We start from the raw sequence: 21131 nt of genomic DNA, 5'->3' as shown, positions 1-21131 counted from the left end.
ACGCCGCAACCACACCCCCAACGCCCCAACCGCCACGAACACCAGCACCGAGCAGAGCAACACCTTGACCACCCGGCAACCATGCCACGGGGACGTAAGGTGCAGGAGTGCGCCTGGCCACCTTCAACCTGCTGCACGGACGGTCCCTCACCGACGGGCTCGTCGACTCCGACCGACTCGCCGCCGCCATCGACGCCCTCGACGCCGACGTCCTCGCCCTGCAGGAGGTCGACCGCGACCAACGCCGCAGCGGCAACCTCGACCTCACCGCCATCGCCGCCCGCGCCCTCGACGCACCGCATCATCGCTTCGCCGCCGCCGTCGTCGGCACCCCCGGCGAACAGTTCCGCCCGCTGCGCCACGACGACGACGGCCACGGCGAACCCTGCTACGGCGTCGGGCTGATCAGCCGATACCCCGTACGCAGCTGGCAGGTCACCCGACTCAAACCGGCACCGGTACGCTCACCGGTCTACGTGCCCGGCCCCCGCAGCGGCCTCATCCTGCTGCACGACGAACCCCGCGTGGTCCTCGCCGCCGTCCTGGACACCCCTCACGGCCCGCTCACCGTCGCCGCGACCCACCTGTCCTTCGTACCCGGCTGGAACGCCCGCCAACTCCGCCAGACCGTCCGCGCCCTGCGCGCGCTACCGGCCCCCCGCGTCCTGCTCGGCGACCTCAACCTGCCCGCCGGCGCGGCCCGGCTCATCTCCGGCTGGCACCCCCTGGGCCGACGCCCCACCTACCCCTCCGGGCAGCCCCGCGTCCAACTCGATCACATCCTCGCCGACCGGCACGCCCTCGCCGCCCTCCCGCCGGTACGCGCCGTCACCGCGCCACCGTCCACCATCTCCGACCACCGCCCCCTGCTGGTCGACCTCGGCTGACACCGTCCCCACGGTCGACCCGGCTTCCTGAAAGCCGGGGCATCCCGTGCCCCGGACACCGCGCCTTCCTGACGACCGAGTCGATCAACGGCCGGCGGGGGAGCGGACCGCAAGATTCCCTCAAGATCATTGCATCGACGAACTTCGACGATCATGCTGGTCGACACGCGCCACGATCACCTCGTCGGAGGCCACATGAGACGTCAGCGACCCACCCTCCTCGCCGTGTCAACCCTCATCGCCGTCACCCTCACCACCGCGCCCACCCCCGCCAACGCCCACCGTGCTGCGCCACCCGACCAGGTCAGCGCCCTCACCGCCCACCAGGCCGACGGCTACACCACCCTCGCCTGGCAACCCGTCGACGGCGCCACCGACTACCAGATCGAACGCACCCCCGTCGACGCCGACAACAACCCCACCGGCGCACCCACCATCGTCGGCATCTGGCGACCCAACCGCCAGATCAACCAACAGGCACCCACCTTCGCCGACGCCGGCTACCACCCCGGCGACACCTTCCAATGGCGGGTACGCGCCCGCACCGGCAGCACCGAACAGCCCTACTCCGAACCGGTCACCGCCACCACCACCGCCCCCTGGGGCAACCCCACCACCCCCGGCGAGAGCCTGCGCACCCAGTGGGAAACCACCCACGCCGCGCAGTACACCAGCGACACCGACGAGTACGCCTACACCGCCGCCATCGACGCCCTCAGCGACCGGGTACGCGTCGTCGAACTCGGCCGCACCGTGCAGAACCGACCCATCAACATGCTCGTCATCGGCCACCCCACCCCACCGGCCACCCCCGCGGCCGTCGCCGCCACCGCACCCGTGGCCATCAACTGCAACGTGCACGGCAACGAACCCGGCGACCGCGAAGCCTGCCTCATCATGGCCCGCCAACTCGCCTTCAGCACCGACCCCCGCGTCACCGACCTGCTGCGCCACACCACCGTCCTGATCGTCCCCACCATCAACGGCGACGGCCGCGCCAACAACACCCGCGGCAACTCCACCGGCCAGGACCTCAACCGCGACTACTCCCTGATCCGGCAACCCGAAACCGCCGCGTACATCACAATGGTCCGCGACTACCGACCCGTTGCCGGCTACGACGGCCACGAATTCGGCAACTCCCGCGCCGGCGACCTGCCGATGCTGCCACCCCGGCACCAGAACGTCGCCCAACCCATCTTCGACCAGTCCCAGGACATGATCGAAGGCCACATGTACGCCAAGGGCGCCGAAGCCGGCTGGTGGGCCTGCCCCTACGGCTGCGAAGGCGGCGGCAACGTCGGCCTCAGCGAGGAAACCATCCTGCGCAACACCCTCGGGCTCAAGAACGTCACCAACTCCCTGCTCGAACTGCGCAGCTCCGGCGGCCAGACCCGCCCCGACGAGGGCAACACCGCCAACAACCGACGCCGCAAGACGTACTCCGCCCTGTGGACGTTCCAGCAGTTCCTCGACTACCACCGCGGTGACCGCGCCGACATCCTCACGGCCCGCACCGAGGCCATCGAATCCCAAGCCGCCAACACCGGCCGGCTCGTCTTCCGCGGCTCCCGCCCCATCCCCGCCCACCCCGCACCCCACCCCGGCGACAGCCCACCGCCACTCGACGCGCCGCCCGCCGACCTGATCCTCGACAACCCGCCCTGCGCCTACAAACTCACCGACGCGCAGTACAACGGCGCCCGCACCGACGGACCCGGTGGCGTCGGCACCACCGTCGCCCAGCGCATCGCCGCCCACGGCTGGAAGGTCATCACCATCGGCGACGACCATTACGTCCCCCTCAACCAGCCCGAACGCGGCCTCATCCCGCTGCTCCTCGACACCAAGGGCGTGGAGAAGCTCGCCGACGGCGAACGCGTTTATCCCACCCTCACCGGCCGCCGCAACGGACCCCTGGTCGTCACCGGCTTCACCTGCGCCGACGACGCCACCATCAACGGCCCGGTCACCGTCCGGGCCGGCGCGGCACTCGTCACGACCGCAACGACCATCAGCGGCCCGCTCACCGCCACCGGCGCCGCCGGCGTCCTCCTCGCCGACAGCACCGTCAACGGCCCGGTCCGCATCGCCACCACCACCGACGCCATTTCCATCATCGACGTCACCATCGCCGGCCCGGTCGACCTGTCCGGCAACACCACCGGCACCGACGCACCGGTGCTCGCCGGCACCACCATCCGCGGCCCCCTCAGCTGCACCGGCAACAACCCCGCACCGACCAACCTCGGCGTCGCCAACACCGTCAACGGCCCCCGCACCGCCCAGTGCGCGGCGCTGTGACCGACAGCTAGCGAGCCACCATGCCGGCGGCGCGGGCCCGACGCCCGTGCCGCCGGCACCTCAGCACCCACCCCGCACCCGTGGAGGCCGCCGTGTCGCACCCCGCCACTCCGCCACGACACCCCCGACGGCTGCAACTCGGCCTGCTCCTGCCGACCCTGCTGCTCGCCGCCTGCACGGGCAGCCCCGCAGCTCCCCGCACGGACGCCGCCCCAGCGACCGCACCCCAGGTCACCGGGCCACTCTGCGCCGCCCTACCCACCGGCACCGACCCCGGCAACCCGAGCTTCCTCGCCGGCCAACCCGTCGATGAGGCGCTGCGCTGGATCCCCACCCTCACCACCTTCGAAGCGGCAGTGCGCACCAGCGGCGTCCTCACCGACCTGCCCGCCGGCGCCGGCGTCACCGTCCTGGCACCCTCCGACGACGCGTTCGCCGCCACGTTCTCCGAGGACAACTGGGACGACCTCATGACCCACCACACCGACCAACTTCGCACCCTGCTGAAAGCCCACCTCATCACCGGAACCCACCCGATCGCCGACCTCACCACCGCCGGCACCGCCACCACCCTCGACGGCTCCACCGTCACCGTCATCCGCACCGGGCCCACCGCCCGCCTCGCCGACCGCGCGGAGACGGTCTGCGCCGACTACCAGGCCACCAACGCCCGCATCCACATCATCAACGCCGTCCTCGGCCCACTGCCCGTCACCGCCGACGGCACCGGTCACCGCGCCCACTGACCACGCTCACCCCGGCGGCACCAGACCCGCCAACGCCCGGTTGGTCCGATTGGCGCGGACCGCATCGCGCTGCTGCCCGGCCGTCACCTCGATGTACGTCTGCGACGACGCCAACGACGCGTGCCCCAACAACCGCATGATCTCCGCCGCGCTCGCACCGTCCTCCGCCAACCGGGTCGCGAAGGTGTGCCGCAGCGCGTGCAGCCGCGCACCACGCGGCACCCGGTCACCGATGCCCGCGCGCCGGTAACACGACTCGACGAGATACTGCAGGCCGCCACGACGCAACGGCTCACCACGCCGATCGACCAGAAACGCGGAGTCGGGGCGTACCGACCGCGAACCGAAGCGCCGCACCCGACTGTCCAGGTAGTCCCGCAACACCCGGTCCAGGTCCGCCTCGATCGGCACCACCCGAGGCCGTCCGCCCTTGCCCGCCACCTCGACCCGCCGCTCACCGGGCCGACCGCCGAGCGAGTCGACGCGCAACGCCAGCAGCTCCGACAGGCGCAGCCCGGCGCACAGCGCCACCGCCAGCACCGCCACGTCCCGCTCCGGCCACGGGTCGCGTTGCCGACCGTCGTCACGCGCGACGGAGGCGAGCAGCACCTCGGGGGTGTCCGCCCCGCGCAGCGGCTTCGGCTGGGGGAGTAGCGCCCGAGGCCGCCCGACCGCCGGCATCGGGTTACCCGCCACGAACCCGTCCGCGACCAGGAACGTGAAGAAGCTGTTCCAGGTGGACCAGGCCCGATGCACCGACGCGGGCGCCCGGGGAGCGGCGAACCGGGCGAAGGCCGCCCGCATCACCCGGGGGGAGAGGTCGGTGATCGACAGCGAGTCCAGGGGGAGGGGAGGGGCCTCCCCGACCAGGGCCGCGACCGCGAGCAGATCTCTGCGGTACGCGGCCAGGGTGTGCGGGGACGGCTTGCGGGTGGCCCGCGCGGTCAGGAACTCCTCGATCAGCACTCCGAGCGATTCGTCCTGTTTGTCATGCATAAGGGATATTATGCAGCATTTTCGCGTTCCCTGGAAGGGGGACCGAGAAAGGGGGAGAAGATGCCACAACCCCGGCGATACGTCCTCACGGGAGCGCCCGGCGCCGGCAAGACAACCACGATCGAGGCGCTGCACCACAGGGGACACGTCACCGTCCAAGAGGCCGCCACCGACCTCATCGCCGACATGCAGACACAGGGGTACGCCGAGCCGTGGCACCGCCCCGACTTCCTCGACGCCGTCGCCGCGCTGCAACACCACCGGCAGGTCGGAGCCGACGCGCGTGAGCCGGTCCAGTTCTACGACCGGTCGCCGCTGTGCACCCTGGCACTGGCCCGCCACCTGGGCAGACCGATCGGCCCGGCACTGACCGCCGAGGTGGACCGGATCATGCGCGAGCGCACCTACCACCGCCTGGTGTTCCTGATCAGCCCGCTGGGCTTCATCCGACACACCGCAGCGCGCCAGATCAGCTACGCCGACGCGCTGGCCTTCGCCCGCCTGCACCAGGAGGTGTACGAGGAGCACGGGCACCAGCTCGTCGAGGTGCCAGCCGGACCGGTGCGGAAACGGGTGGCCCAGATCGAGAAACACGTATGGTGCGCGACATGACGTTGCCCGTTGCCACCTGCCCCGAGTGTGGTCAACCCGGCAGACCCACCGTGTACCGAGATCCGGACGATCCCAGGAGCTGGGTCTGTCCCGAGGGGCACCGGTGGCGGGCGACCGACCGACCCGGGTGGTCTCCATGGGCATCGCCCACCGCCGTCGTCCGCGACTCAAGAGCCGCAACGCTCCGGACGGAACCCACGGACGTCAGCAAGGACGGGCGGCGCTGGCGGATCGGCACGGTCAGCGACGTCGACTGGCTCGCCGGGCACACCACGCAGGGTCTGTCGGTCACCACCGCGATCCCGCCGGTGTTCGAGGCGTACGGCACCTTCCACCCACCCGCCGGGGTTGGTTTCGCCGCCCACGAACGTGCGGTGATCGACGAGCTGGTGGCGTGCACGCCGGATCAACCCTGGTGGCTGGGCTTCCTCGACACCGGCGCCCACGACGTCGTCTTCCCGCAGGCGCCGAGGGTGTCCCTCTACTGGGGTTGGCCGTACGTCCTGGTCGAGGCCGGGCCGGAACAGGCCCTCAGCTGGCGAACTGGTCACCTGCGCGGCGACGGGGCGCTGCCCGACCTGTTCTTCCCGGCGGATCGCTCCTGGCTCGTCTCCGCCCTGTGGGACGACACCTGGACCGATATCGGCGCCAGCGGCGCGTTGCTTGCCGCTCTGCGGGGCAACCCGCTGGTCAACGCGCGCCGCGTCAGGCCGGACGAGGACGCGTGTCCGCCCGGCCTGACGCGCGACTGACCGCCGTCGGCGTGACGGTGAGGGGACCGCCAGAACGTCCTACTTTACATAATGTGCATTATCGAATAATCGCAAGAACGGCTGGACAGTGGACAGTCATGAATCTCTGCACAACGTAACTTCATCAGTGGTCGCTGTCTCGACACCTGGAGTCGGCGTTCCGTGAGCTGTTGCACGCGCACCAGTCAGATCTCGCAGCAGACCAGGAGGAGACGCGGCGTGGGGATGGTCGAGACGGCGTTGCTGCGCCTGGCCGGCTCCGTGGTGACACCGGCGGTGAAACGATGGCTGGGACGCCGCCGGGAACAACGGGAACGTGAGACGCCGCTCATCGAGCTGATCGGCTCGGGGATCACCGATGACCTCGGCCTGCGCCGGGCGGGCCGGCGGTTGGACGACATCGTCGACACCGTCTACGAACGCCTGCAGCCGCTGGTGCGCCGCCGGGAGCCGGCGCTGCCCGACAACGAGATCGCCGCCGCTCTGAACGCGGTGGCCGACACGCTGCGCGACGCGGACCTGTCCGACGCCGCAGTGTTCGCCGACGATGTCGACCCCGCGCTGATGGCCACCCGACTGCGCCGGCAACTGCCCGACGTTCCCGCGCGGGCGGGCCTGAGCGAGGCGGCAGCCCACCTGTACGGCAGGGTCCTCGACGAGTGCTGCACCTGCCTGACCCAGTTGGTCGTGCAACTCCCCCCGTTCCAGGGTCGCGCCACCGTACAGACCCTGGAACGGCTGTCCACGGTGGCCGACAGCCTCACCCAGGTTCTGGCACGGCTACCGGTGACCAGTTTGGACGCCCCTACCGGGACCAGTCATGACGCCCAGTTCCGGAGCCGGTACCTGGCCCACCTGCTCACCGTGCTGGACCATCTGGAACTGTTCGGCGTCGACGTGCACCGCTACCGACTGCGAACTCCGCTGAGCATCGCGTACATCAGCCTCGCCGTCACCGGCGGCACCACCCGTAGCCTGCGACGCGGTAGATCCCGCTGGGATCCTGGCCTGTTGCGTGCCGACAGCGGTGGTGACAGCGCCTCGGTGCGGGCCGAGCAGGCCCTTGGCGATGCCGCGCGGGTCTTGCTCCGTGGTGATGCCGGCTCCGGGAAGACCACTCTGATGCAGTGGATCGCGGTCACCGCGGCCCGGCACGAGTTCACCGGAGAACTCGCCAGCTGGAATGGGCGTACCCCGTTCCTGATCCGGCTGCGTGAGCACGTCGCCCAGCCGTTGCCTCCCCCGGAACGGTTCCTCGACCTGATCGCCGCCACGATCGCCGGGCTGATGCCCCCCGGGTGGGTGCACCGCCAACTCGGCACCGGGGCGATCCTGTTGGTCGACGGCGTCGACGAGGTGCCCGAAGGCCAACGGAGGACGGTCCGCGACTGGCTGCACGGCCTCCTGTCCGCCTACCCCGACCTGCGGGTCGTGGTCACCTCCCGGCCGGCCGCCGCGTCCGCCCGCTGGCTGGACACCGAAGGGTTCGCCTCGGTGTTTCTGGAGCGGATGGGACCGGCCGACGTCAAGGCGCTGATCCGGCACTGGCACGAAGCCGTCCGGCGCGCCGCCGACCTGCCCTGCGAACCCCATCTGTTGCCCGGCTACGAACAACGGCTGCTCGCCCAACTGGACGGCAGCGCCCACCTGCAGAACCTCGCCGGCAGCCCGCTGCTCTGCGCGATGCTGTGCGCGCTGAACCTGGACCGGGACAGCAATCTGCCCCGCAATCGGATGGACATCTACCAGGCCGCCATCGACATGCTGCTGCACCGCCGCGACTCGCAACGGGGCGTCCCCACCGCACTACCGGAACTGACCAGCCGCGACCAGGCGCAGCTCTTGCAGGAGGTCGCCTGGTGGATGACCCAGAACAGCCGCACCGAACTCACCCGCGCCGAAGCGACACAGCGCTTCGACCATCGGTTGGCCGGGATCCGGCACATCACCGCTCCCGTCGCCGCCGTGCTCGAGCACATGATTCAACGCAGCGGCGTGCTGCGTGAACCGGTGCCCGACCGCATCGACTTCGTCCACCGCACCTTTCAGGAATACCTGGCTGCCCGTGAGGCCGCCGACCAGGGGCACACCGGTGCCCTTCTCGAGCACGCCCATCTCGATACCTGGCGCGAGACCATCATTCTGGCCGCCGGCCACGCCAACGCGCCTGTCCGCACGCAACTCCTCACCGGCCTGCTCACGCTCGCCGACGAGCGACCGAAGCAGGCCCGACGGTTGCGGCTGCTCGCTGCGTCGTGCCTGGAAACCGCGCCCGCGGTCGAGCCGGAAATCCTTACCCGGATCCGTTCCCACCTGCGCGAGCTGCTACCCCGGTCGGTTGCCGAAGCCCGGTCCCTGGCGGCTGTCGGAGAACCACTGCTCGCCGAGCTGCCGGCCGATCTCAGCACGTTGAGTGAGGCCCAGGCCGCCGCCACGGTCAGGGCCGTGGCTCTGGTCAACGGGCCCAATGCGCTCGCCACCCTCGCCCGCTACGGCACCGACCCCCGCCCTCGCGTCCAGCAGCAGCTCATCACGGCGTGGGAGTACTTCGACCCCACCGACTATGCCGACCGGGTTCTCGCTGACGCACCTCTTAAAGGTGGTGAGGCGATGATCCGCACCGCTACCCTGCTCCCCGCGCTGCCCCGCCTGCGCCACCTCGCCAAGACAATCATCCGCAGCGACCAGAAGTTGGACCTGGCTCAACTCTCGGACGTGCCGCACCTGACCGAAGTTCAGCTCGCGAATGGGGTCGTTGGCGACCTTGAGCATCTGGCCAAGAGTTCCGACCTGTCCAGCATTTGGTTGGAAGCCGATCAGCAACTGTTGGATCTCTCCTCGCTGCCGAAGTTGCCCAGACTTACGGACCTGTCCCTGTGGGGCCTTGCACCCGACCAAGACCTCACGGCCCTCACCCATATGACGCAGCTGAGATGGCTCGCGTTGGGCGGAGTGGAGGTTAGCGGACGCCTTCTCGCTGAGCTCATCGCGCTGCAATACCTGAATTTCAGTCCACCCCCGCTGTGGGATCCGGCGATGCTCGATCCTCTGCGAAACCTGACGCAGCTGGCGCTCTTTGACAGCGAGGAGCCTGCCGGCGGGGTCCATGAGCTGGCGGTGAAACTCCGTCAATTAAAAGTCACGTACCTGTGGTTAGCCGACTGCACATGGTTGACGGACCTGGCCGCGCTGGCCTCGATCGACACTCTGACCGACCTGGTGATTGACCGGACACCCGTCACCGACCTGAGTCCCTTGGCCGGGTTGTCTCAGCTTCGCTGGCTGAGCATTGGCAACAGCGAACACGTGTTCGACCTCACTCCGCTCGTCGGGCTGGCGGAGCTCAATAACCTCACGATCGTGAGCTCAGCGCCGGGACTCGACCTGACACCGCTGCACGGAAAACGCATGACCGTCTATTTGCCGCGAAGCATTGAGATCGCAGATACCGCGCGCCCGGACGGGGTACGCATCAAACGCCGCTGAACCACACTGCGTACCTCGCTCCGGCGGACCCGCCGGTGTCTTGAGCGTGGCGTCGCTCGCTGCGTGGCCCTGGTCCTGGCCGCACTGCCGGATAGGCCAGTGGCGATGCACTCCCCCGGCCGGCGCTGCGTCAGGCCGCTGGGATGCCCGGTGTGCGGCGTAGCCAGTCCTGGGTGAGCGAGCGCAACAGTGCCGGTTGTTCGTACGGCAGGTAGTGCCCGGCCGCGTCGATCAGCGTGTAGGTGCCGCGGGGGTAGTGGCGCATGGCGCGGAACTGGTCGGCGTACCCGACGATGCCGTCCTGTCGGCCGGTGATCACGCTGACCGGGCCGTCGACGACGACCTCGGCGTTCTCGTCGGGCAGCGCGTAGCCGGGGCTGCTCTGGAGTTCCTGTTGGAAGGTCGGGTCGCCGGGGCCGCCGGCGTTCAGTGCCGCGAGCACCGTCGCGACGACGGTTGGGGTGCGGTGACCCAGGGCGGCGTCGAGGTGTGCGTGCAGGGCGGCGGGAGCGGCGTCGAGCCAGCCCGTGGGCGCTTCGAGCGGTGGGTTGTCGGGCAGGTTCCGGCTGTCGCGGGCGATGGTGACACCGGGGCAGACCAGGAGCAGGCCGCGGACGAGGTCGGGTCGTTGGCGTGCGATGCCGGCGGCCAGGTACGCGCCGTAGGAGCTGCCGGCGAGCAGGACCGGCGGGTCGACGTGGTGGTCGAGCCAGGCGCAGACGGTGTCGAGCACCGCCTGGGAGGTGGGTGGGCAGTTGGCGGGGGTGTCTCCGTGGCCGGGCAGGTCCAGGTAGATCTCTCGAAGGCCCTCCCCTGCGAAGGCGGGGCGGAGGGCGGCGGCGGTGGCGGCGCGGCTCGTGCTGAACATGGGTAGGCACACCACCGCTGGTCCGGTGTCCGTTGACTGGTCGAAGGCCAGGTGCATGCGGGAGTCCTCGCTGGAGTAGGGGTGTGCTCCAACGTCTCATGCCCAGCGAGATTGAGCCGGATCTCGACCCGCAGCTGAAGGCGTTGGACACCGTTTGCCGTCGCTGAGCGTCGTGGGCACCGGCCGGGCCGGCCGGTGCCCACGAACAGCTTGCGAGGGTACGGCTCAGAGCCAGGGCACCTGCGGGGACGGGTAGAAGTCGACCTGTTGCAGTCGCCAGCGGGGTGCCTGCTCCCCCAGTCGGGTCCGGAACGATTCCCAGTCGTGGCTGGCGGAGGTGGACCAGCCGAGTTCGGCGATCGCGGGTAGGCGGGGGAAGGCCATGTGTTCGATGTCGTCGAGGGTGCGCAGCGTTTCGGACCACAGGGGGGCCTCGACGCCGAGGATGGCGTTCTCGCCGACGCCGGTGACCCGGGTGGCGGGGTCCCAGCCGTACGCGTCGGACACTTCGATCAGGCCGGCCCAGCGCAGGCCGAGGCGGGTGTTGGCGTCGTACTTCATGTCCAGGTAGGTCTTGTTCGCCGGGGACATGATGACTTTGGTGCCGCGGGCGGCGGCTGCGACCAGGCTGGCGTTGGTGGTGCCGGTGCCCCAGAACTGGGCGACGTGGTCGGCGGAGGTGTCGGCCTGGGTGATCTCGTTCCAGCCGGAGGCGCGTTTGCCGTACTTGGCGACCAGGGGCAGGACCCGGTTCATGAAGGTGCGGTAGTCCTCGTCGGTGGTGGCGTGGGCTTCGTCGCCGCCGATGTGCAGGAACGGGCCGGGGGTGATGGCGGCGAGTTCGCGGATGACGTCTTCGACGAAACGGTAGGTGAGTTCGTCGGTGATGCAGAGCGAGCTGTAGCCGACCGCGGTGTCGGTGCGCGGGGGCGGTGCGACGCCGTCGCAGTTGAGTTCGGGGTACGTCGACTGGGCGGCGTTGGTGTGCCCGGGCATGTCGATCTCGGGGATGATCGTGATGTGTCGCGCGGCGGCGTAGGCGACGACAGCCTGGTAGTCGGCCTTGGTGAGGTATCCGGGGCCGACGCCGTCGACTCCGGTGCCGGGTCCGCCGCCGACGGTGGTGAGGCGGGGCCAGGAGTCGATCTGGATGCGCCAGCCCTGGTCGTCGGTGAGGTGCAGGTGCAGGTAGTTGATTTTGTACTGGCTGAGCAGGTCCACGTAGGCGGTGATGTCGTCGACGGTGTGGAAGTGCCGGGCGAGGTCGAGCATCGCGCCTCGGTAGGCGAAGCGTGGGTAGTCGACGATCCGTCCGCCGGGGACTGTCCAGGTGGTTCGTTGCCGGTTGGGCGCTTCGATCTCGGCGGGGAGTAGTTGGCGCAGGGTCTGGGTGCCGGCGAAGAGTCCGGCGGGGGTGTTGGCCCGGATCGTCACGCCGCGGCGGGTGACGTCGAGTTGGTAGCCCTGTTGGCCGATGCGGTTGTCGGCGCGTTCGATGAGCAGGGCGATCTCGGGTAGCGGGGTGGAGCGTACGGGGAGGACGGGCAGGGGGTGGCCGGTGGCGGGGCGCAGGGTGGTGGCGAGTTGGTGGCCGATGCGCCAGGCGGCGGCTGAGCCGGGGGTGGTGCGGATGACGGTCAGTGGGCTGATCCGGAATGTGTTGTCGGCGTCGGGTCGGGTTTCGACAGGTGCGGGGATGACGTCGCTGAGCTGTCGGGCTGGTGGGGTGGGTGCTGCGGCGGGGGCGGGTGTGGCGGGCAGGATGAGTGGTAGTGCGAGGGCGGCTATGGCCAGCAGCCGTGTGGTGGGGTGGCGACGCACGGTACCTCCAGGCCTCGTCGTGATCGACGTTCGTCGATTAAGATCGCAGGCTACCGGCGCCCCGCCCGTACTGTAAACCTTCCTTAAGGTGGGGGCTTGTCGAGACAGCGTTGTCGCCGACCTCACGTGTGCCACTCGCGGGGGAATTCCCGCGGTGGGTCGCGCCGTTGTCCGTTCGGAAGATCAGAAGCACATGATCGAATGGAAGTGCCATGCACATGCGCGCAGATGCGGTAGTGCTGTTCGGCGTCACGGGAGATCTCGTCTCGAAGAAGCTGTTCCCGGCGCTGTACGAGTTGACTCGGCGCGACCGCCTCGACGTTCCGGTGATCGGCGTGGCCCGCTCCGCCTGGGATGATCAGCAGCTGGTCACCATGGCCCGCAAGTCGGTCACCGAGGCCAATGACAAGATCGACGACGAGACCTTCGATCGACTGGCCGACAACCTGTCGATGATCTCCGGCAACTACGCGGACCCGACGACGTACCAGCGGCTGGCTGAGCGGTTGCGGGACGCCCGCCGGCCGATCTTCTATCTGGCGATCCCGCCGGGGGTGTTCGGCTCGGTCGTCGAGGGCCTGGCGTCCGTGGGTCTGGCCGACCGGGGCCGGGTGATCGTGGAGAAGCCGTTCGGGCGTGACCTGGAGTCCTCCCGCGAGCTGGAGCGCACCCTGGGCGCGGCCTTCGCGCCGGAGCGGGTGTTCCGCATCGACCACTACCTGGGCAAGGAAGCCGTCGAGGGTCTCTACGCCTTCCGGTTCGCCAACCGGCTGTTCGAGCCGCTGTGGAACAACGAGCACATCGACAACATCCAGGTGACCCTCGCCGAGGGGTTCGGCACCCAGGGACGCGCCGGCTTCTACGACACGGTGGGCGCGACCCGGGACGTGCTGCAGAACCACATCCTGCAGGTCGTCGCGCTCATCGCGATGGAGGCGCCGGCCAGCGAGGACACCGCCGCGTTCCGGGAGGCGGAGGCCGCGGTGCTGCGGCAGATCGCGCCGCTGTCGCCGGAGTCCACCGTCCGGGGGCAGTACGCCGGCTACCGCGACGAGCCAGGCGTGGCGGCGGAGTCGAACACCGAGACGTTCGTGGCGACCCGGTTGACCGTCGACTCCCCCCGCTGGGCGGGTGTGCCCTTCTACCTGCGCACCGGCAAGTCACTGCCGGGCACGGCCACGGAGGTCGTGGTCGAGTTCAAGCAGCCGCAGCGCTCGCTGATCCCGGCCGAGCGGGGCACCGCGACCGCCGCGAACCTCCTGCGCTTCCGCCTCGGTCGTGGCGACGGCATCACCATGTCGATCCAGGCGAAGAGCCCGGGCGCCGAGGTGGCGAGCCGTCCGGTGGACCTGTCCGTCGACTTCGGCGCCGCTCTCGGTCGCCGGCAGGAGGCGTACGAGCGGCTGCTCGACGACGCGATGGACGGGCAGCACCTGCGCTTCGCGCGGGCCGAGACGATCGAGCAGGAGTGGCGCATCGTCGCGCCGATCCTGGATCTGTCGACGGCGGTGCAGGCGTACGAGAAGGGCAGTTGGGGTCCGGCGGACGCCGACGCCCTGGCCGGCGGCTGGCACACCCCGGACCTGCGGTAGCGGCGCTGCTCACGGCGCCGGCGTCGTCGTGGCAGGCTGCGCCGAACAGGTGATCATCAGGAGCAGGACACGGTACGTGCGCTCCGCCGAACTGGCGGAGGCCGAGTTCATGTTCCGGTACGAGTCGGGTGCGCCAGCCGACGTCCGGGACGCGCTCGGCATCCGGGCCGTCCGCATGGTGGCGGAGTGGGCCGGCCATCAAGCGACGAGTGCTCCCGGCCCGGCCTGATCGACTCGGCTTCCTGCGTTCCGGGGTATCTGACGGTCGCCGACACCTCGTTTTCTAGGAATGCGAGCGATCAGGCCCGTGCGTGGTCAGGCAGAGGTGCCGAGGGCCTTCGCGAAACTGACGAAGCCCTGCCACTGCGCGGAGCCGAAGGTCAGGGTGCCACCATCGCGGTCCTTCGTGTCACGGACAAGGACGACACCAGGCAGGTTGTCGGCCACTTCAACACACGAACCGCCGTTGGTGCTGCTGTAGGTGGCCGTCCGCCACTGCGGCCCGAGGCCGTTCAGGTCCATGTCTTCACAGCTTCCTTGATGACGTCGAGTGACTGCCGCCGTGGGAGTTGTTCGCCACGTACGGCATCCCATGCGGCTTGCACGGTAGCAATGTCGTCGGGTCGATCGACGATCTGCGCGCGTACCTGATGGTCCAGGTGCGCGTAGCGGACCGCGTCCGGCATCTCGGCGATGATGAAGGCACCAGCAAGACCAGGGTAGAGCTCCTCGCCGGCCTGTACGACGTGAATATGGACGTGAGGTCGCTCGGCGCAGGCCACGATGTGTTCCAGTTGCTCTCGCATCATTTCTCGATCATTACCGACGGTCCGCCTCAGCACGGCGTCATCGATGACTGCGTAGAAGCGTGGCGGGCTGTCACGTGTCAGAACGCTCTGCCGCTCCATCCGCGACTGCACGCGCTCCTCCACCACGTCAGCTCGAAGCAGGCCACCGGTTCGCAGTACTGCACGTGCATACGACTCGGTCTGTAGCAGTCCAGGCACGAAGGCCGGCTCGTACCAACGCAGCGCGACCGCATCGCGCTCGATCTCGATCCACTCGCGTAGCCAGATTGGCGCTATCCCGTCCCGGACGAGGTCACGCCACATCCCGACGAAGAACCCACCTGTGTCGAGCGTTTCGTCGATCTTCTGAAGATAGTCCTCCTTCACTGGGCGGGTCCCTGTCTCAACGCCACTGACGTGCGTGTCCGAATAGTTGATTCGGCCACCGAGCGCGCCCTGCGACAGCCCTGCGGCGATCCGCTGTCGACGCAGCTCACGGAGTAGAAACCCCATCGGAGAAGTACCCACGGGTTCCCCACCTTTCCCCAGTTACCAGTCTGCCGCCCAGCACATCCCGACTGTTCCCAGGACGCTACCGACCGTAGCGCCCCTCGGTTCAAGGTGGAAGCGCAGACGGCGCGGCCGGTAGGGATCCGAACCCGGCGGAAGCGTTCGTAGCGGGGTCGACCCCGTGGGCGAGCACTCACCGGGGCGGCCCCTAACCACCGCGCGATCCGAGGGGAAGACCGTGCCCATCGAGAAGTTGAAGCCCGCCGGGGCGGGCCGACGGCAGGTGCGCTCCGGCGATCTCCTGCACCTGACCCGCGCCGCGAGTCCGCAGTTCGTTCACCCCATCACGGTGCGGGTGATCCGGGCGCTGAGCGAGCGGCACACGTACGACTGTTGGTTGTGGATCGACGCGTACCAGCTCGGCCGCAACGGTGACGCCGTCGCACGGCGCGAGCTGTATCTGATGCCGGCCGGCGCACAATGGTTGACGGCGGTGCAGACTCCTGTTCGCCGTACTCCGTCGGGGGTTGGTCGGTGACCCGCCGGCGGCTCGCGCACCTGCCCACCCGGCCGACATGGCGGTGTCAGGCGTGCGGCATCGCCTGGCCGTGTTCGGCGGCGAAGCTGAACCTCCTGGCCGAGTACCGCGAGGATCGAACGGCGCTGCTGATCTATCTGGCGACGCTGCGGGACGAGGCGGTGGCACACCTCAACGCCGAGGTGCCCGACGGCGTCGCGTCGGCTGACCTGGTCGAGCGATTCATCGGCTGGGCGTCCGCCCGGTAGGTCCTCGAGCCCGAGGGCTGACTGACCGCTCAGCTCACGGCATCGACCGTCCGGCGCTGGCGAGGTTTGCCGTCGAGGCGTGGTGTGGGCATGTGGAGGACGTCTCACGTCCTCGTCGGAGAGGAAGCAGCGCATGCTTTCCGCACTCGATCGTCGGCACACCGTCGCGCCGCCCGGCTACAGCCGGTGGCTCATCCCCCCGGCGGCGTTGGCCATCCACCTCTGCATCGGTCAGGTCTACGCCACAAGCGTCTACAAGAACTCCCTGATCGCCCACTTCGACACCAGCCAGACGGCGATCGGGGTGATCTTCAGCATCGCGATCGTGATGCTCGGGTTGTCCGCAGCGGTCGCCGGGACCTGGGTGGAGGCCAACGGACCGCGCAAGGCCATGTTCGTCTCGGCCTGTTTCTGGGCGGCGGGTTTCCTGGTGGGCTCGCTGGGCATCGCCACCAAGCAGCTGTGGCTGCTGTATCTGGGCTACGGGCTGCTCGGCGGCATCGGGCTGGGCATCGGTTACATCTCCCCCGTCTCCACCCTGATCAAGTGGTTCCCGGACCGACCGGGGCTGGCCACCGGGCTGGCGATCATGGGCTTCGGTGGTGGAGCGATGGTCGCCTCTCCCCTGTCGCGGCAACTGTTGTCGTTCTACGACTCCGGCTACGACCCGGCCAACGCGGGGTCGACGGCGTCGGGCAGCGCCCTGGTGTGGCTGTTCGTGACGCTCGGCCTGGGCTACTTCGTGATCATGATGTTCGGGGTGGCGAACGTGCGGGTGCCGGCGCCGGACTGGCGGCCGGCCGGCTTCGACCCGGCCAGTGTGGCGGCGAAGCCGCTGGTCACCACGGCGAACGTGTCGGCGGCGAACGCGGTGAAGACCCGCTCGTTCTGGCTGCTGTGGGTGGTGCTGTTCTGCAACGTGACAGCGGGCATCGGCATCCTGGAGCAGGCCAGCCCGATGATCCAGGACTTCTTCCGGGACAACGGCACCTCGGCGGTGACCGTCGCGGCGGCCGGCGGGTTCGTGGGTCTGCTGTCGCTGTTCAACATGGCCGGCCGGTTCGTGTGGTCGTCCACCTCGGACGTCATCGGCCGTAAACCGATCTACCTGGTGTACCTGGGTGTCGGCATGGTGCTGTACGCGCTGCTGGCGCTGGTCGGGCAGACCTCGACCGCCCTGTTCGTGCTGTTGGCCTGCGTGATCCTGTCGTTCTACGGCGGTGGGTTCGCGACCGTGCCGGCGTACCTGCGGGACCTGTTCGGCACCTTCCAGGTCGGTGCGATCCACGGTCGGCTGCTGACCGCCTGGTCGGCGGCGGGCATCGCCGGTCCGCTGATCGTCAACGGGTTCCTCGACGCGCAGGGCGAGCCGGGCTCACTGACGGCTGCGGCGTACCGCCCGGCGCTGTTCACGATGGTGGGTGTGCTCGCCGTGGGCTTCGTGGCGAACCTGCTGGTACGGCCGGTGCCGGCGCAATACCACGAACCGTCGGCGGCGCAGGACACGACCGAGGACGAGGACACGACGACGCAGAGGAGTGGCGCGCGATGAGCGACGACAGCCGATCCGGGCAGCAGGCCCGGTTGTGGATCTCCTGGTTGGTGGTGGCGGCGCTGCTCGGCTACGGGGTCGTGCAGACGGTCATCACGGCGGCGAAGCTGTTCACCCACTGAGAACTCTGAGCCCGGGGCGCCGCGCGCCCCGGGCTCAGAGGCCGCCGGAGACGCGCAGCACGGTCCCGGTGGCGTACGAGGCGTCCGGGCCGAGCAGCCAGGCGATGGCGGCGGCGATCTCGTCGGGTTCACCGGCGCGGCCCAGCGGGATACGACCGACGGCGGAGTCGGCGCGGTCGGGCACCCCGGAGTCGGCGTGGATGTCGGTGCGCACGATGCCGGGGGCCACGGCGTTGACCCGGATGCCCTTCGGGGCGAGTTCCTTGGCCAGGCCCACGGTGAGGGTGTCGGTGGCGGCCTTCACGGCGGCGTAGTGCACGTACTCCCCCGGGCTGCCCAGGGTCGCGGCCGCCGACGAGACGTTGACGATAGCCCCGCCGTCGGTGAGCCGTCGGGCTGCCTGCTGGGCGCAGAGGACGTACCCGACGAGGTTGACGTCGACGACCCGGCGCAGGTCCTCGACGCGCAGCTCGGTGAAGGGCCCGATGAGGCTGGTGACGCCGGCGTTGTTGACCAGGCCGGTGAGCGGGCCGAGCTGAGCGGCCGCGTCGAACAGGGCGTGCACCTGCTCGGGGTCGGTGGTGTCGGCGCGTACCGCGATGGCCTGTGCGCCGACGGCCCGCAGGTCGGCCAGGACGGCGGTGGCGGCGGCCTCGTCGCGGCGGTAGCACAGCGCGACGTGGTGACCGGCGGCGGCGAGCCGGCGGGCGGTGGCCGCGCCGATGCCCCGGCCGCCGCCGGTGATGACGGTGACGGGTGCCACGGTGCCTCCCAGGGTCTGCGCAAGAGCTGCGCCGACGCTACCGTGACCGGCGCGGGCCGGTCGCCGAGAGGAAGGTCACATGCAGCGGGCGTTGGTGCTCGGCGGTGGCGGGGTGACCGGGGTGGCCTGGGAGTTGGGGCTGCTGGCCAGGTTGGTCGAGCGAGGTGTGCCGGTCACCGACGCGGATCTGGTGGTGGGCACCTCGGCGGGTTCGGTGGTCGGCGCGCAGGTGTGCTCCGGGTTGCCCGTCGAGCGTTTCTACGCCGAGCAGTTGGCGCCGCCGTCGAGTGAGCTGGCGGCCCGGTTGGGCTTCGCGGTGTTGGCGCGGCTGATCTGGGCCGGTGGTCGGACCCGGGACGCGGTGCGCGCGCGGGCGCGGATCGGGGCGATGGCGGTGGCGGCGCGTACCCCGTCGGAGGTGTCGCAACGGGCGGTGATCGAGGCTCGGCTGCCGCAGCGGGAGTGGCCGGCGCGGCGGCTGCTGGTCACGGCGGTGGACGCGGCGTCCGGGGAGTTCGTGGTGTTCGACAGCGACAGCGGGGTGTCCCTGGTGGACGCCGTCGGCGCGAGTTGCGCGGTGCCCGGGGTGTGGCCGCCGGTGACGATCGGCGCGCGCCGCTTCGTCGACGGTGGGATGCGCTCCACGGTGAACGCGGACCTGGCGGCGGACGCGCGCAGGGTGCTGGTGCTCGCGCCGACGTCGGCGGCGTTCGGGCCGATGCCACGGCTGTCGGCGCAGCTGGACGGGTTGCGGGCGGCCGGGTCGCGGGTGCTGCTGGTGACGCCGGACGCGGCGGCGCGTACCGCGATCGGCCGCAACGTGCTGGACCCGGCGCGGCGGGCGGGCGCGGCGCGGGCCGGGCGGGCCCAGGCCGACGCGGTGGCCGACGAGGTGGCGACGCTCTGGGCGTGATCCCTTACGCTCACCGCGCGGTCGATCGGACGATGGAGGTGCGCGGTGGCGGGTGTGGGTGTCGGCGACGTGGTGCAGGATTTCGAGCTGCCGGATGAGACGGGCACGCCGCGGCGGCTGTCGGAGTTCCTGGCCGCCGGGCCGGTGGTGCTGTTCTTCTACCCGGCGGCGATGACCCGGGGGTGCACGGCGGAGAGTTGCCACTTCCGCGACCTCGCGGCGGAGTTCACCGCGTTGGGCGCGTCGCGGGTGGGCATCAGCCGGGACCCGGTGGCGAAGCAGGCCGAGTTCTCCAAGCTGCACGGCTTCGACTATCCGCTGCTGTCGGACGCCGACGGCGCGGTGGCGCAGCAGTTCGGGGTGAAGCGGCGCGTGCCGTTGGGGCCGTTGAGTATGAAGCGGATGACGTTCGTGATCGGCACCGACCGGCGGGTCATCGAGGTGATCCACAGCGAGGTCAGCATGAACGACCACGCGGACCGGGCACTGCGGGCACTGGGCGGCTGAGCGGGCGTGAACCCCGTGCGGCGGGTGTCGCAGCCGGCTGGTATCAAGACAGCAATCAAACAGGTGTACGGAAGAGGGTTGTGATGGATGCCGGCCAGGGTTTGTCCACTAGCGAGGTGCAGAGCATCCGGGAGTCGTTGGCGGCCGGGCGCAAGCCGCGGGTGGTGTTCACCGCGTCGGCGGGGCAGATCGCCGGTCAGGTCGGCCAGGTGATCGAGCTGACCGACCCCGAGGTGTCCGACGAGTTCGTCGTGGTGCGCTTCGGTCGCGACGAGTTGCCGTTCTCCCCCGCCGACCTGGCCGTGGCGCCCAAGGGTGCGGGCCGTCGGGTGGTGGAGCCGAAGCCGGAGCCCGAGCCCGAGCCGGAGGCTTCGCCCGCGGTGGCCGCGCCGGAGTTCGTGTTGGACACGCCGCGGGTGCCCGCGCAGCGACAGGAGGAGCCGAAGGTGGAGCAGACCGAGAAGCCGCCGGCGCGGCGGGCGGTCAAGGCCGTCAAGCCGAAGGGGCCCGCGGGTCTCACCGTGACCCTGGCGTACGCCGACGGTGAGTGGACCGTCGCCGCGCAGCAGGGCAGCAAGGCCCTCGCGAAGCCGTACGTGGTGAAGCCGGCGGAGGCGTTGAAGATGGTGGCCCTGGTCGACGTGCCGGGGGTGCAGGAGGCGGTCGAGCAGATCCTGGGCACCGAGCGGGCCGAGGCGGAGCAGCAGGCCGAGAAGCTGCGCGCCGAGCTGGCCGAGATCGAGGCCCGGCTGGCGGAGCTGCGCGAGGCCCGCTGAGGCGGGTCAGTGCCGGCTGTGGTGCTCCAGCAGCCGGGTGAGCAGGCGGGTCAGCTGCTCGCGTTCGGTGCGCGACAGTGGGGCGAGCAGGTCGGCTTGGACGCGCTCGACGGTCGCGCCCATCCGGCGTGCCTCGTCGACGCCGGCGTCGGTGACGCTGATGACGTTGCGGCGCCGATCGGCCGGGTCGGGGGCACGCACCACCAGCCCCCGCCCGGCCAGGTCGTTGATGGCGGCCACCACGTCGCTGCGGTCGATGCCGCTGGGACGGCCGAGGTAGGCCTGGCTCGCCGGCGCGTCCTGGGCCAGGGGGGGGAGCAGGCGGTAGGGGTAGCGGCGCGGGTCGTGCG

At 70.1% G+C, this 21131-nt stretch carries 22 protein-coding genes; 15 read left to right on the top strand and 7 right to left on the bottom strand.

Annotation, left to right across the window (positions count from 1 at the left end; translation table 11 throughout):
* Positions 1 to 107 precede the first annotated feature (107 nt).
* The 3 genes from ABZU52_RS23015 (at position 108) to ABZU52_RS23005 (ending at position 3937) form a co-directional block, all read left to right on the top strand.
* The gene (locus ABZU52_RS23015) at positions 108 to 887 is read left to right on the top strand and encodes an endonuclease/exonuclease/phosphatase family protein (RefSeq protein WP_354973052.1); all 780 of its coding nucleotides are present in this window, start codon (positions 108 to 110) and stop codon (positions 885 to 887) included.
* Positions 888 to 1082: 195 nt separating this feature from the next.
* On the top strand, positions 1083 to 3191 hold the full coding sequence (locus ABZU52_RS23010) for a M14 family zinc carboxypeptidase (RefSeq protein WP_354973051.1): 2109 nt from the start codon (positions 1083 to 1085) through the stop codon (positions 3189 to 3191).
* 20 nt (positions 3192 to 3211) lie between these two features.
* Positions 3212 to 3937, top strand: a complete 726-nt coding sequence (locus tag ABZU52_RS23005; protein ID WP_354973050.1) for a fasciclin domain-containing protein — start codon at positions 3212 to 3214, stop codon at positions 3935 to 3937.
* A 6-nt stretch (positions 3938 to 3943) separates the two neighbouring features.
* Here ABZU52_RS23005 and ABZU52_RS23000 read toward each other — a convergent pair whose 3' ends face one another.
* Entirely contained in the window at positions 3944 to 4933 is a 990-nt protein-coding gene (locus ABZU52_RS23000; RefSeq protein WP_354973049.1) for a tyrosine-type recombinase/integrase, read from the bottom strand.
* Positions 4934 to 4993: 60 nt separating this feature from the next.
* On the opposite strand from ABZU52_RS23000, the gene ABZU52_RS22995 reads away from it, so the two are divergent.
* From ABZU52_RS22995 to ABZU52_RS22985, 3 genes are all read left to right on the top strand, one after another.
* Complete coding sequence (locus tag ABZU52_RS22995) at positions 4994 to 5545, top strand: AAA family ATPase (RefSeq protein ID WP_354973048.1); 552 nt, start codon at positions 4994 to 4996, stop codon at positions 5543 to 5545.
* Positions 5542 to 6297 carry a hypothetical protein gene (locus tag ABZU52_RS22990; protein ID WP_354973047.1) on the top strand — a complete coding sequence of 252 codons (756 nt, stop codon included), beginning with the start codon at positions 5542 to 5544 and terminating at the stop codon, positions 6295 to 6297. The genes ABZU52_RS22995 and ABZU52_RS22990 overlap by 4 nt, the downstream gene beginning before the upstream one ends.
* A gap of 390 nt (positions 6298 to 6687) precedes the next feature.
* The gene (locus tag ABZU52_RS22985; protein WP_354973046.1) at positions 6688 to 9783 is read left to right on the top strand and encodes an NACHT domain-containing protein; all 3096 of its coding nucleotides are present in this window, start codon (positions 6688 to 6690) and stop codon (positions 9781 to 9783) included.
* Positions 9784 to 9913: 130 nt separating this feature from the next.
* On the opposite strand, the gene ABZU52_RS22980 is transcribed toward ABZU52_RS22985, so the two are convergent.
* Both ABZU52_RS22980 and ABZU52_RS22975 read right to left on the bottom strand, forming a co-directional pair.
* Positions 9914 to 10708 (bottom strand): alpha/beta hydrolase, encoded by a 795-nt coding sequence (locus tag ABZU52_RS22980; protein ID WP_354973045.1) that lies wholly within the window; start codon positions 10706 to 10708, stop codon positions 9914 to 9916.
* Positions 10709 to 10876: 168 nt separating this feature from the next.
* Entirely contained in the window at positions 10877 to 12472 is a 1596-nt protein-coding gene (locus ABZU52_RS22975; RefSeq protein ID WP_354973044.1) for a beta-N-acetylhexosaminidase, read from the bottom strand.
* A 218-nt stretch (positions 12473 to 12690) separates the two neighbouring features.
* Between ABZU52_RS22975 and zwf the strand changes: the two genes are divergently transcribed.
* Both zwf and ABZU52_RS22965 read left to right on the top strand, forming a co-directional pair.
* The gene (gene zwf, locus ABZU52_RS22970) at positions 12691 to 14064 is read left to right on the top strand and encodes a glucose-6-phosphate dehydrogenase (RefSeq protein ID WP_354973043.1); all 1374 of its coding nucleotides are present in this window, start codon (positions 12691 to 12693) and stop codon (positions 14062 to 14064) included.
* A gap of 76 nt (positions 14065 to 14140) precedes the next feature.
* Entirely contained in the window at positions 14141 to 14293 is a 153-nt protein-coding gene (locus tag ABZU52_RS22965; protein ID WP_354973042.1) for a hypothetical protein, read from the top strand.
* An 86-nt stretch (positions 14294 to 14379) separates the two neighbouring features.
* Here ABZU52_RS22965 and ABZU52_RS22960 read toward each other — a convergent pair whose 3' ends face one another.
* Positions 14380 to 14586, bottom strand: a complete 207-nt coding sequence (locus ABZU52_RS22960; protein ID WP_354973041.1) for a DUF397 domain-containing protein — start codon at positions 14584 to 14586, stop codon at positions 14380 to 14382.
* Positions 14577 to 15380, bottom strand: a complete 804-nt coding sequence (locus ABZU52_RS22955) for a helix-turn-helix transcriptional regulator (RefSeq protein ID WP_354973040.1) — start codon at positions 15378 to 15380, stop codon at positions 14577 to 14579. The genes ABZU52_RS22960 and ABZU52_RS22955 overlap by 10 nt, the downstream gene beginning before the upstream one ends.
* Positions 15381 to 15600: 220 nt before the next feature.
* Between ABZU52_RS22955 and ABZU52_RS22950 the strand changes: the two genes are divergently transcribed.
* From ABZU52_RS22950 to ABZU52_RS22935, 4 genes are all read left to right on the top strand, one after another.
* Positions 15601 to 15900, top strand: coding sequence for a hypothetical protein (locus ABZU52_RS22950; protein WP_354973039.1), 300 nt, complete (start codon positions 15601 to 15603; stop codon positions 15898 to 15900).
* Complete coding sequence (locus ABZU52_RS22945) at positions 15897 to 16148, top strand: flavin reductase (RefSeq protein ID WP_354973038.1); 252 nt, start codon at positions 15897 to 15899, stop codon at positions 16146 to 16148. The genes ABZU52_RS22950 and ABZU52_RS22945 overlap by 4 nt, the downstream gene beginning before the upstream one ends.
* A 133-nt stretch (positions 16149 to 16281) precedes the next feature.
* Positions 16282 to 17700: an OFA family MFS transporter gene (locus tag ABZU52_RS22940; protein WP_354973037.1), complete on the top strand. Its 1419-nt coding sequence runs from the start codon at positions 16282 to 16284 to the stop codon at positions 17698 to 17700.
* Positions 17697 to 17822, top strand: a complete 126-nt coding sequence (locus ABZU52_RS22935; RefSeq protein WP_354973036.1) for a hypothetical protein — start codon at positions 17697 to 17699, stop codon at positions 17820 to 17822. The genes ABZU52_RS22940 and ABZU52_RS22935 overlap by 4 nt, the downstream gene beginning before the upstream one ends.
* Positions 17823 to 17856: 34 nt before the next feature.
* Here the strand turns inward: ABZU52_RS22935 and ABZU52_RS22930 are convergent, their stop codons facing one another.
* Complete coding sequence (locus ABZU52_RS22930; RefSeq protein WP_354973035.1) at positions 17857 to 18585, bottom strand: SDR family oxidoreductase; 729 nt, start codon at positions 18583 to 18585, stop codon at positions 17857 to 17859.
* Positions 18586 to 18664: 79 nt separating this feature from the next.
* Here ABZU52_RS22930 and ABZU52_RS22925 point away from each other — a divergent pair, with 79 nt between their 5' ends.
* The 3 genes from ABZU52_RS22925 to ABZU52_RS22915 all read left to right on the top strand — a co-directional run bounded on the left by ABZU52_RS22925 (position 18665) and on the right by ABZU52_RS22915 (position 20781).
* Entirely contained in the window at positions 18665 to 19498 is an 834-nt protein-coding gene (locus tag ABZU52_RS22925; protein WP_354973034.1) for a patatin-like phospholipase family protein, read from the top strand.
* Between the two features lie 45 nt (positions 19499 to 19543).
* Positions 19544 to 20005, top strand: coding sequence for a peroxiredoxin (locus ABZU52_RS22920; protein WP_354973033.1), 462 nt, complete (start codon positions 19544 to 19546; stop codon positions 20003 to 20005).
* Positions 20006 to 20088: 83 nt separating this feature from the next.
* Positions 20089 to 20781: a hypothetical protein gene (locus ABZU52_RS22915; RefSeq protein ID WP_354973032.1), complete on the top strand. Its 693-nt coding sequence runs from the start codon at positions 20089 to 20091 to the stop codon at positions 20779 to 20781.
* Positions 20782 to 20787: 6 nt separating this feature from the next.
* On the opposite strand, the gene ABZU52_RS22910 is transcribed toward ABZU52_RS22915, so the two are convergent.
* Positions 20788 to 21131: MarR family winged helix-turn-helix transcriptional regulator (locus tag ABZU52_RS22910; RefSeq protein WP_354973031.1), on the bottom strand; the 344-nt coding region annotated here is incomplete at its 5' end.

It is taken from the genome of Micromonospora sp. NPDC005220, assembly GCF_040607895.1.
GTDB lineage: Bacteria > Actinomycetota > Actinomycetes > Mycobacteriales > Micromonosporaceae > Micromonospora.
The sequence above is the reverse complement of the archived record's forward strand: the minus strand, read 5'-3'. Positions and strand labels throughout refer to the sequence as shown.